Origin of the sequence: Pedobacter heparinus DSM 2366 (assembly GCF_000023825.1) — a bacterium.
Classification (GTDB): Bacteria; Bacteroidota; Bacteroidia; order Sphingobacteriales; family Sphingobacteriaceae; genus Pedobacter; species Pedobacter heparinus.
The window spans coordinates 4,147,445-4,159,395 of the sequence record NC_013061.1; the positions used below are offsets into that span (position 1 = coordinate 4,147,445).

Here is an 11,951-nt window from a genome sequence, read left to right on the forward strand (position 1 = left end):
AGAAACAGTAAAATCTTACTTTCTGCCCAATGGCAGTCTATAATCAGCCAGATGTTTTTTCACGCCACAGAAGTTCCGAGACTTGCTAAAATATAATTTAAGTGCCCAAAACTTAAATCAAAAAAACCAAAACCTAAACTTTAAACGCATGGCGATGAATAGGTTTGTTTCTCTAACCAAACTATTTAAGTTATGAAAAGAAAACTATTCTTACTATTTGGACTTTGCTGTATTTCTGCAATTGCGCTGGCCCAGGTTAAAGGCACCGTTGCAGATGAGATGCAGCTGCCATTACCGGGTGTTACAGTAACCGTAAAAAACACCAAAACCGTTACGACAACTGATCCAAACGGTAAATTTTCTATTAACGCACCCTCCACCGCAACACTGGTATTTTCTTATATTCGGTTATATACAACAAGAAAAACAAGTGAATGGCAGCACTTTACATGTTGTATTGATCAGCGATAGCAAAGCATTGAATGAAGTAGTAGTTACTGCATTAGGTATTACTAAAGAAAAGAAAACCCTGGTATATTCTACCCAAACGGTAAGTACCGAGGAACTCACCAAAGCGAGGGAATTGAACGTAGTGAACTCCCTTTCAGGAAAGGTAGCAGGGCTTGATGTGGTCCGCTCCTCATCAGGTTTAGGTGGCTCGTCAAGAATAACTTTACGTGGCGACCGTTCTATCAGTGGCAATAACCAGGCGCTGATGGTGGTAGATGGTGTACCTATTGACAATTCCGGTGCCCAGGCAACCCGGGTTAATGACGGCAGAGATGCAGGAGATGGCGCATCAAGCATCAATCCAGATGATATCGAATCCATCAACGTTTTAAAAGGTGCTTCAGCTACGGCCTTATACGGAAGCAGGGCTTCTAACGGGGCAATTATCATTACCACAAAAAAAGGCAAACAACGTAAAGGCGTAGGCATCAGCTATACAGGTGGCCTGCAAATAGAAAAACCTGTTTTTTTACAGAAATTCCAAACCGAATACGGTCAGGGTGCTTCAGGAATTTTCAGTGCGTCGGGCGAACAAAGCTGGGGACCAAAACTTGACGGGAGAATGGTACCAACCTGGAGTAAAGACCCCGCCGATGCCGGAAAAACTAATGCCTATGTTGCTCACCCAAATAATTATAGAGATTTTTATACCAATGGAACCAACCTGGTAAACAGCATTGCTTTAAATGCTGGCACAGAGCAGGCACAGGTTTATTTCTCTTATACCAATACCGATGCAACAGGTATTGTAGACAACAACAAATTGAAGCGGCATAATTTTAACTTAAGGGCCAGCGGAAAACTTGGGGAACGGTTTACTGCGGATATCAAAGCGACCTACCTGAACCAGGATATCGCAAACCGCCCAGCCGTTGGTGGCAGTAGCGACAACCCCAACTTTAGCATTTACCGCGTACCAATTAATATAGCCCCGGAAGATCTGTTGAATTATGATTATGTTACTGGTTCAGGCTTTTTGCGCCAAAACTACTGGAACCCGGGTGCTACAGCTGCCGCCAATCCATATTGGGCAAAAAACCGCAACCTTGCTGATGAGGAAAGGAACAGATTAACCGGCTTTGCGGCATTAACCTATAAAATTTTACCATCGTTAAGCGTGATGCTGCGTTCTGGTATAGACAGATATACAGATAATGGAGAATTTAAATGGTATAACGACACCTATATTATTGCACCATCAGGCAATTACCAGTTGAGCACAAGAGATGTAAGAGAGATCAACCACGATTTTCTATTCTCTTACAACAAGACCCTCTCGCCTGATTTTACTTTAAGTGCCAATTTTGGTGGCAATATCCAAAAAAACAACATTGTCACTACAGGGATCAGAAACAATAGTCTGATCATTGAAAATTTATTTACAGTAGGCAATACCAATGGTTCAACCCCAACCAGAAGTATTTATCAGAAAGAAAAACAGGCACTTTATGCAACAGCCGATCTGAGCTATAAAAATTATTTAACCTTAACTGCTACAGGCAGAAACGATTGGTCATCAACTCTGCCAAAAGAAAACAACAGTTACTTTTTCCCATCGGTAGGTCTTAGTGCCCTTATTTCTGAAATGTTCAAACTGCCTGACCTTATCAGCTTTGTGAAATTACGGGGCTCTTTTGCCCAAACAGGTAACGATGCTGACCCTTATAACCTGAGCCAAACCTACACTTCATTTCAGGGTGGTAACAGTGTTACCATTGGCCGGGATGCCAACAAACCAATACCTGGACTAAAACCCGAATTAACTACGGCCCAGGAATTTGGTTTAGAAACCAAATTTTTAAACAACCGTTTGGGACTGGATTTCACCTGGTACAACAGCAACTCTAAAAATCAATTGCTGGCCATAACACTACCAGCAGGTTCTGGCTGGGCCGGCCAATACATCAATGCCGGTAACATTAAAAACGATGGTATAGAGCTTACCTTAAATGGTACGCCAGTAAAATCCAAAGATTTTAAATGGGACATAGCTGTTAACTACGCTAAAAACAACAATAAAGTATTAGAGATATCTCCTACCCTGAATGAGTTTTTACTGACCACCGGGGGCGATTTCATGAACACAGTTAAAATAGTAAAAGGCAAACCTTTTGGCGAATTGTATAGCCGTGGCTATGTGCGCAATGCAAATGGGCAAATTATTGTAGATGCAAATGGTCTTCCTGTAATTAGCGGCGCCCAGGACGTATATGTAGGTAATACCCGCCCCGATTGGATGGGTAGCGTGATCAACAGGTTTTCGTACAAAAACTTTTTCACCAGCTTTGTCATCAGTGCCCGTATGGGTGGTGTGGTATCCTCATTTACCAATGCCAATATCTATGCAGATGGTGTAGCCGCAAAAACCGCTGAAAACCGCGATGGCTTTATATTTGATGGTGTATTTGCGGATGGCAGCAAAAATAACAAACAGATTACTGCAGAGCAGTACTGGAAAAAAGTGGGAGGAAGAAACACACCTGCCGGCGAGGTTTTCACCTACGATGCATCTAACATCCGTTTAAGAGAGTTTGTATTGGGCTATAACCTGAGTGGCAAACTTTTAAATGGCAAACCTTTCCAGTCGGCAAGTATTTCGGTAACAGGGCGTAACCTGTTCTTTTTGCTGAACCGTGCCGATGGTTTTGATCCTGAGCAGGTAATTGGAAGTGGAAATGCCACTGTAGGTATCGAAGCTTTTTCTCCGCCAACCACACGCTCATTCGGTGTATCGCTAAATCTTACTTTTTAACCGTCTTTTAAACTATATAAAATGAAAACATTCAACATCAAACATATATTATGTTTTTTAATGATTACAGGAACTTTAAGCTCCTGCACCAAAAATTTCGAGGAGTTAAATACAGATGGCACCAAAATTTCAACCATTGACAATGCAACACTCGAGTACATATTTTCTGCAGCGCAATATCGCGGCACATTTGGCCCCAATACAACTAATGCCGGCGCTACCCCTTTCCAGCGGTTTGCAAACCGTTATTCAGATGCACAAGCTCAATATTTCTCCAACACCTCACAATCTGCCGAATCGGACAGAAATGTGATGGTAGGTAACTGGCTTAATGATGGATGGACGCATTTTTATAGCAATGCCAATGCCCAGCTCAGTGTGGTAATGGAACAAACCAAGGATGGAGGCGCACTTCAGGACCCTATAAAATACGCGATTGCCAAAGTATGGAAAGTGTTTATGTTTATGCCTGTAACAGATAACTGGGGTGCCATCCCTTACACTCAGGCAGGTAACGGCAGCACCGAAGTATTGTACGATAGCCAGGAAGACATTTATAAAGATTTCTTTAAATTGCTGAAAGAAGCCAATGCTACCTTATCGGCCTATAGCGGTACTACCAGATATTTCGAAAAAGGTGATCTGATTTATGGTGGTGACGTAAAGAAATGGACTAAATTCTGTAATTCACTTTGGCTGAGGGCCGCTATGCGGGTATCTAAAAAGGCACCTGATCTGGCCCGTCAACAGGCAGAAGCTGCTATTGCCGCTGCTGGCGGGATGATCACTACTAACGCAGATAATGCGCTGATGAAGACGAGCTTAACCACTCCACATCTTACGGCTTCCATTTCAAATTTTAGCGAGTTCCGTATGAGTGCTGCTATGGAAAGTGTATTAAAAGGCTATAACGACCCCCGTTTGCAAAAGTTTTTTGACCCAACCAGCACAGGGGCTTACAAAGGTATCAGAAATGGATTGTCGCAAGTGCAAATTGGTATTGCACAAAACAACGTTGCCAACAATAGCAATATCAATTCTTCATTTGGTTTCGCTAACCGTGGTGTAACGCCATATACAATTTTTACCGCATCAGAAACCTTATTTTTATTAGCCGAGGCTAAGCTGAACAACTGGACTGCAGGAACAGGTACAGCACAAAGCTATTATCAGCAAGGCATTGATGCTTCCATGGCACAATGGGGCGTAACAGATCCTACGATCATTAATACTTACAAATCCGGCACAAGCACACCAGCAGCCCTGGGAGACATTTACAATACACCTGCAATGGCGGGCAGTCCGGTTGCTTTTGGCAGCACTGAAGCAGTACAACGGGAACAGATTGGTACTCAAAAATGGCTGGCACTTTATCCATATGGACTAGAGGCCTGGGCAGAAGTAAGAAGAACAGGTTTCCCCAGATTATATCCCCGCTTAAACTCTGACAATACAGATGCACCGGCTAATGACCCAGGCAGTGTTAAAAGACTCACCTATCCTCCTATCGAAGCCTCTGCCAATGCCGGTGGCTTGGCATCGGGACTTAGTAAGCTAGGTGGCCCAGATAAAGTGACGACCAGGTTATGGTGGAATCCTTAACATTCAGACCAGTACATCTATAATAAAAAGAGCCTGATCATAATTATGATCAGGCTCTTTTTCGCTTTATAGCTTTTACGGCTTTTCTTTACTATGAAAATACCTGATCATTTTATCCTTTAAACTTTTGGCGATCAGTGCATAATTTCTATCCTTCACTACATTTATTTTTTCAAGCGGGTCCTTCTGATAATCATACAATTCATCACCAACAACAGCGGTAGCCTTAAATGCCTGGTTACTCCTGAAATTCTCCATCCATATCGTGTAACGATATCTTTTTGTGCGAAGTGAATAACCCATAACCTTCGCTGAAGCGTCTGTCATTCGTTGTGTTTCCACAGCATTTGAACTTCGGGGATACTGGCTGATCGCAAATTCCTTTATCGAAGAGGCAGGATTTCGCATCAATGGAACCAGACTGGTACCCTCTAAATGCTGGGGCACCGGAATACCGGCTAAATTGCAAAGCGTAGGAAAAACATCTACAAATTCTGAAAGGGAAGTAGTGGCGGAGGATTTAATACCTGGAGCTGAAAAGATCAAAGGGCTACGGGTGGCCTGTTCAAAATCGGAATGTTTGCACCAAAGGTTATGATCGCCTAAATGCCATCCGTGGTCGCCCCAAAGTACAATGACCGTGTTTTTACTTAAACCCAGTGAGTCCAGGGCATTTAATAAGATGCCTACCTGTGCATCTACATAAGAAACCGCTGCATAGTATCCATGTATCAGTTCTTTTTGTTTAGCTATGGGTAAAGTTAGCCCATAGCTTTTCTGATCAGTAAAAGATAATAAATCCGGAATATCTGAATAAGCCCTGAGTTCCCCCGAATTGTGGTAAGCTACATCCACTGCATTTTTAGATTTTTCCTGAAACGCTGCAACCGGCATATCCTCCCGCTGATACAGGTCCCAGTATTTCTTCGGTGCATTAAAGGGCAAATGAGGTTTGGCAAAGCCTACGGCAAAAAAGAAGGGTTGGCTTTTCTTTTGGAGTGTTGTTAAAATATCCTTTGCCTGCAGGATGTTGGCTCCGTCAATATATGCCTGATCGGGTACATCCACACATTCTACCGATGGTTTGATCGTAGCCAACAATTCCTGATCGGTTATGATCTTTCCTTTAGCCTCAGCCCTGCGTTTTTCAACCAGTGATTTAATCTCTTTTCCCTGATAATAATTTAAAACAGGCTGTCCGGTAGAGGCAGCATAATATTTTTTATCTGTTCTGTAATGTGGAACGGTCCAGCTTGGTTTATCTAAATCCTCATCCACACATCTTGGATCATATATCTTACCGATAGCCTGCGTGGAGTATCCCTGACTGGCAAAGTATTGCGGGATGGTCAGAATATCAGGATTCATATCCCTCATCTTTGTTTTCAAATCCCATACTTTGGTTATATCAGGGCGCATTCCGGTCATGATACTCGCTCTGGTTGGACCGCAAACTGCCTGCTGGCAATAGTTGCTTTTAAAAACCGTACCCATTTTTGCCAACCGGTCTATATTGGGTGTTTTAATCAACCGATCGCCATAACAACCTAAAATAGGCTTCAGGTCATCAACAGCGATAAACAATACGTTTGGCTTCTCCTGCTTTTGAGCAAGTACCTGAAAACCCATGGTAACCAGCCCTAAAAAAGAGATGATCTGAATGGTCTGAGTTCTTAAAATCATAATTGTGCTGTTATTTTTTACCAAGAAATATTTTTAAAGTTTGAGGTGCAGCTGAAACCGTGTTGAAACTGATCACAACCGGATAAGCATTTACCCCTGGAAATGGAGACCAGTATTTGTCTGCATTTGCGCCAAGTGTTATTTTATAGGGAATGGTGCTGCTTATCACGCTTAATTCCCATTCAGCATCTGAAGCAGCTGTTTTTATCACTACGGTACTGTCGTTTTTCAGCTTAAAAGTAGTCCCTTTATCTTTTACAATAGGCTCAACAATGCTATATTTTTGACTTTCTCCCGTAACTGTAAACTCTTTTGTGAGATACCCCTCATAAAACCCTTGTGTTAAATTGTAGCTGGTATTAGATTTTACGCCTTTAATCGTTTGCATATAACCAGCAGCTACTACTTTAACATGATCAGATTCCTTCAATACATTCATTCTGGCATCTGCCTCAAATATATTGGAGTAGTAAGTGGTGTCCTTTGTAAACCCAACCCTCGGTGTTAATGACAACAGGTCCTTTTCAATAGGCATATGTAACTCTTCAATCCTCTGGTACGATGAAGAAGATGAAGATTGCATAAAACCATTTGTACCAAATCCATCGTACCACAGGTTTGTAATGCTGCCACCCCGGCATACAGATTCGCGTGGGTACCTTCTTATTTCTCCATAAGCAGATACCGTAGCCATCATTTTAGCAGTACGGATAACAGCTACTTTCATGTCCGGGAAAAATTTATACCAGTTGTGGTCTTGACTGGACGAGGGGGATTTAGCCTGTATTTTTGTTTTTGGCCCATATTCAATGGCCAATGCAATACTCTGGGCTCTGGCAAAAGTAGAATAATTGCAGGGTGGAGAACTGCTGGCATGTTCTGCGGCATGCGGACCATAACCAATCCAGCCATCCTGCATCGCCCTTGTATTTAAATAGTCCAGGCATTTTAATCCTGCAGCTCCAAATTCCGGGTCCATATCGGCCAGCAAAGCGAAACTGAAATATACGCCAGGAGCAGTTTTTGTTCCGCTTTCATAATTCCATTTGAACGATCGTGTACCCCACGAGTTATCAATAGATCCATTGGGATATACAAATAGTGCATGTGTTTTAAGTAAATTGGCGGCAATTTGTTTAATCTGCAAATCGTTTTTCAAAATGGCATAAAGTGCAATATAACCGATGCTTTGGGCCATATTGTATCCTTCATCTACGCCCTTGCCCTCACCGCTCAAAAAATTATCAGCGGTAACGTAGTTTAAAGTGCTGGTATGCATTAAGGAATCGGCCTTTATCAACCAGCGCTGTTTGGGCTTACTGGCAACTTTGTAGGTGTACAATAAAGTGGCAGCGCCAGTGGGATTATAATTGATATTTCCAATGGGAAAGGTTGCAACAATATAATCAGCAGCCATACTCATGGATTGGTTCCATTTTTCAATTTCGGCAGCACTAAGCCAGGGTTTCAAAATAGCATATGCACCAGCCAGTGAGATCAATTGATCGGTGGTTGTTCCATGCCAGCCTTTTTGTTCCGGATCGGGCCAGCTTTCACTCCAGCCCCCTGTGTTTTTGCCTTCGGTTTGTTGGATTTTTATCAGCCAGTTGCCCAATTTAATAGCTGCATCACGATATCGGACTTCCTTGGTAAGCTTATAGGCAATTGCAAAAGGATATACGGCCTCTGCTGCACGCGAGTGTATGGGGTGGTTTTCCGGATTTAGTGAGGGACAAACCAGGGCACCAAAGTTTGGATCAGTTGGTCCGTTGATCTGCGTGGTAAGTAATACATCACATAAAGACTGTAATGTAGTTTGATAAGGGTCCTTTTGCGCATGTAAATTACCTGAAGTAATCAATAAAAATAAAATGACAAAAATTATCTTTGCATTGTTGTTTATCCTCAAACTCATATTCAATTACTTTATAAATTCACTTGACATCTTGACATATCAAAGCGAATTTATAAGAATCCTGCTTAAATGAGTTTCAGTTTTGGTTCAAATACTTTTGAATTTGATGCAATAAATTTTATTTTCAGATACCAGCACAAGCAGAAAATGGCCAATCAACTAGCGGACCTGAATGCTGACCGGGCCAAGCAAACCTGAAGATAACAGTTTATCTTCTTTTTTAAAGATGATATTGGTGTTTGTCAACCGTTTTTCAATGGGCAATGCAGCATCCCCGATCAAACGGTTCGGCCAAAGGTTGATGATTTCTATTTCCAGCTGGTTACCCGAAGTTTTAAGTGCTCCGCTGATGTCCACCATCCAGGGCGCAGTCCATATGGTTCCCGGGTCTTTACCGTTCAGCTTTACACTGGCAATATTTTTAACTACCCCCAGATCCAGAAATAATTGTTTTCCTTTCGCCAATGGCATATCCAGGTCAAACTGTTTTCTGTATATGGCCTTTCCCGAATAATACCTGATCCGCTCATCCTCACTTTTGCTCCAGTCCTGTAAACTATTAAAGGTTACCCTTTCAGGCCCGCCCCATTTGGGGTCAAAACTTACTTCCCAAGTGCCCTTGATTTCCTGTAAGAGCGCTAAACCCAATCTGCCCTGGAACAGCCATTCATCAGCTGGCTTTAAAACAGGCCTGGCCGATTTCACAAAGATCACAAATATGGAGTGGTGTGGTAGAAAATCAAATTCGATTGCAATCCTGCCCTTAGCTGCTTTATATACCGGCATGGGCAAGATGCGCCCACTTACAGCATCCCACAGCTGGGGGTGGTAACCTGTACTCACCCTGAACGTACAGGTAGTTTTAGCAGCAGCTTCTTTACGATTGGCCAGGAAATATATCTCCGCGTCTTTTGTAGTACGGTGAATAAAATCAATGTAATTGGCTTCACCTGTATATTCAAAATCTGGAACTATGCCTTTGTTCAATAAAACAGCACGGACAGTCTGGCCCGTAATCACCGCAGCAGAACCCCAAATCTCCTCAGCTATTTGATCCAGTTCCTGGTCGCATTGCGGATAGTTTTTTAAACCCGGATCTTTTACCGGTTTAGGGCCAATAATGGTAGCCCCGGCCTTTACCAGTTCCCTGATTTTTTTGGCTACAGGTAAGGGCATAAAACTTACTTCAGGTAATACCATAAGCGCATAGCTCATGCCATCGGGCAATACGATCCGTTTGTTTTTTACACTCAGTCTGGTTAGCAGCACCTCCTCATTGCATACATCATAGTCGTAGCCTTTCCCTAAAGCCGGGTCGGTACGTTTGGGTGCTACCAGGTTTGGTGCCCAGTCGCCATTGTAATAAAGCACATCGGCCACAAAAAGGCCCGACTGTAACAAATACTGACAGCGGTTCACATAATCCAGAAAAGAACCTGCTTTTTCCCACCAGGTGATGTTCCTGTTAAAATGTGTGCCTGCACCATATTCATATCCGGGTTTGCCGTCGCGTGGACGTGTAGCGGTTGAAGTATGGATCACAAAACGGTTTATACCTTCGCAGAAAGCACGGTCGGCCACCGGCTTCAGGCTTTCGGGCGAATCACTCCAATGCGGCTTAAATGAAGTAAGCGCTTCAGCTGAAACCTTTTTTTTGCCATAAATATGAGCTGCCGAAGCCACCAGCTTTCCTACCTGGTTCTGGTCATGCTGTACAAATGTTTTACCCTGCCAGAATTCGCCCATCGGCAAATCCATGCGACCAAGATTTTTAAGCGCATCCATACACATCGTACCTGACCAGCTGGGCCCACCAGCCTCGCTTTGTACCTGCAAGCCATTTTCATGACATAGTTCTGCAAAACGTTTATAATGCCCATCGGCCATACAATCTGCTACCGTTTTCCGGTAATCGTATAAAAAGCGTTCAGATATTTCCGCACTGTCTATTACCACACCTGCAAAAACAGGCAGGTAAGGCGTGGCATCATAGCCACGGTACCCTTTAAAATGTTTTAAAAATTCTGATGTCCAGTTCGGAAAGCCATCTTCAAAACTATCGTCATGAAAATACTTCAGCGATTTGCCTTTAAACTCCCCTGCTTCTTTCAGCAGGATATTGCCCAGATGTTCAAACTGCCGCTCTACCCCTTTCTTATCCAGCCAGTCGATCTCCAGCCCTGCCGCTTCAGGCAATGCATAGGCAGTACGCGCGCCGGTCATCCGATGCCCCGTCCTGATCAAGATCCAGTTCCCTTCTGGCACATCCCATTCCAGCTGCCCGTCTGTCGTTACCTTCGAAGTCAGGTCTATCACATCCGAAGAAGAAACAGGCTTATCATCAGCCGAGGCCGTCCATGGCAACAAAGTCGGCTCCATTACCTCTGCGGCTTCCGCATGGCTGCTTGCATCGAGCCGGTTGCTTTTTGCTGCAAATGATCTGGCACGGTCGCCATCTTTTAACGACAGTGCACCCGGAATTTCCTTATAAGCCACTACCGAAGTATCCCTGTAATCCAGCTGTTCCATCGGCAGGTCAATATAATCTTTTATAAAAAGCTGTTTGGCATTGTCATAACCATCCCTGCTACCGGGCAAAGGGAGTTTTCCGGAAAAACGGGCCGGACCGCTCAGCCTTGTTTTGGCCTGCAGCAACCACCTCCCTGAATCTTCCGGTTTAATCCAGGCGCCCCCCATTGCCCAACCAGTGCTCAGGTTTACCCCTACCTCAATGCCATGCCTGTCGGCCTCTTTTAAAGCATGCCTAAAAAGTGAACGCCACTCATCCGATAAAAATTTCGGGCCTTCAGGGATCGGGCCACTGCCAAACCCGCTGATCGAGTTGATCAGCAATACGCCGCCCATACCTTTTGCTTTAAATTCAGCAAGGTCCAAACTAATCCCTTCCTCATCTACCAGGCTGTTAAACCACCACCAGTAACAAGAGGCTTTAGCACTATCGGGCGGGTTCGTAAACCCAGCTTTCAGGAGCTTTAAAGTCAGTTCTTCTTCAGTCAGTTTTTCATCAAAAATGCTGGCTTTACTGTTTAAGCTAAATACAGCCATATTTGCTGCAACCAGGGAGCTGATCTGTATAAATTTTCTTCGGTTCAGGTTCGGCATATATGGTTAGGTTGAGGGTTCAATTATATTATTTTTAATTAATTGTAAGATCAGGCCAGATGGAACAGTTCGTTTAAAGTAGTCAGAACAGGAACTCCCTCTGCATCACTCAGGGTAATATCACTCATATATTTCCACCATTCACGCATCTGCTGTTGCTGTGAAAGCCAATCGAGCTGTGCGCTGTCGGTTAGCTTTAACGTGGCAAAAAGTGTATTTGTCTGCTCATCCAAATAAATAGAATACGCTGAAATACCCGCTTGTTTTAACAAAGCGGGTATTTCGGGCCATATTTCCTGATGTCTTCTCTTATACTCGTCAACATGGCCCTCAAGCAAGGTCATTTTAAAGGCTATCCTTTCCATT

The 11,951-nt window shown here is 43.5% G+C and carries 7 protein-coding genes; 3 read left to right on the forward strand and 4 right to left on the reverse strand.

The features are described 5' to 3' along the window. The first annotated feature begins 192 nt into the window (after positions 1-192). Genes PHEP_RS22375 through PHEP_RS17360 form a run of 3 tightly spaced genes read left to right on the forward strand, consistent with a single transcriptional unit; the run spans position 193 to position 4,864 of the window. Positions 193-471 carry a carboxypeptidase-like regulatory domain-containing protein gene (locus PHEP_RS22375; protein WP_238326494.1) on the forward strand — a complete coding sequence of 93 codons (279 nt, stop codon included), beginning with the start codon at positions 193-195 and terminating at the stop codon, positions 469-471. Further along, positions 413-3,262, forward strand: coding sequence for a SusC/RagA family TonB-linked outer membrane protein (locus tag PHEP_RS17355; protein WP_238326512.1), 2,850 nt, complete (start codon positions 413-415; stop codon positions 3,260-3,262). The genes PHEP_RS22375 and PHEP_RS17355 overlap by 59 nt, the downstream gene beginning before the upstream one ends. A 21-nt stretch (positions 3,263-3,283) precedes the next feature. Continuing rightward, on the forward strand, positions 3,284-4,864 hold the full coding sequence (locus tag PHEP_RS17360) for a SusD/RagB family nutrient-binding outer membrane lipoprotein (protein WP_015809288.1): 1,581 nt from the start codon (positions 3,284-3,286) through the stop codon (positions 4,862-4,864). 75 nt (positions 4,865-4,939) lie between these two features. Here the strand turns inward: PHEP_RS17360 and PHEP_RS17365 are convergent, their stop codons facing one another. The 4 genes from PHEP_RS17365 to rhaM all read right to left on the reverse strand — a co-directional run bounded on the left by PHEP_RS17365 (position 4,940) and on the right by rhaM (position 11,950). Further along, entirely contained in the window at positions 4,940-6,547 is a 1,608-nt protein-coding gene (locus tag PHEP_RS17365; RefSeq protein ID WP_015809289.1) for a sulfatase, read from the reverse strand. A 10-nt stretch (positions 6,548-6,557) separates the two neighbouring features. Further along, positions 6,558-8,462 (reverse strand): ulvan lysase-like protein, encoded by a 1,905-nt coding sequence (locus tag PHEP_RS17370; protein ID WP_015809290.1) that lies wholly within the window; start codon positions 8,460-8,462, stop codon positions 6,558-6,560. A 159-nt stretch (positions 8,463-8,621) separates the two neighbouring features. Next, positions 8,622-11,585: a glycosyl hydrolase gene (locus PHEP_RS17375; RefSeq protein ID WP_015809292.1), complete on the reverse strand. Its 2,964-nt coding sequence runs from the start codon at positions 11,583-11,585 to the stop codon at positions 8,622-8,624. Between the two features lie 50 nt (positions 11,586-11,635). Beyond that, the gene (gene rhaM, locus PHEP_RS17380; protein WP_015809293.1) at positions 11,636-11,950 is read right to left on the reverse strand and encodes an L-rhamnose mutarotase; all 315 of its coding nucleotides are present in this window, start codon (positions 11,948-11,950) and stop codon (positions 11,636-11,638) included. Position 11,951: the final 1 nt, after the last annotated feature.

Coding starts and splice junctions, on each gene's coding strand:
- PHEP_RS22375 (WP_238326494.1), top strand. CDS start 193: ATGAAAAGAAAACTATTCTTACTATTTGGACTTTGCTGTATTTCTGCA.
- PHEP_RS17360 (WP_015809288.1), top strand. CDS start 3,284: ATGAAAACATTCAACATCAAACATATATTATGTTTTTTAATGATTACA.
- PHEP_RS17365 (WP_015809289.1), bottom strand. CDS start 6,547: ATGATTTTAAGAACTCAGACCATTCAGATCATCTCTTTTTTAGGGCTG.
- PHEP_RS17370 (WP_015809290.1), bottom strand. CDS start 8,462: ATGAGTTTGAGGATAAACAACAATGCAAAGATAATTTTTGTCATTTTA.
- PHEP_RS17375 (WP_015809292.1), bottom strand. CDS start 11,585: ATGCCGAACCTGAACCGAAGAAAATTTATACAGATCAGCTCCCTGGTT.
- rhaM (WP_015809293.1), bottom strand. CDS start 11,950: ATGGAAAGGATAGCCTTTAAAATGACCTTGCTTGAGGGCCATGTTGAC.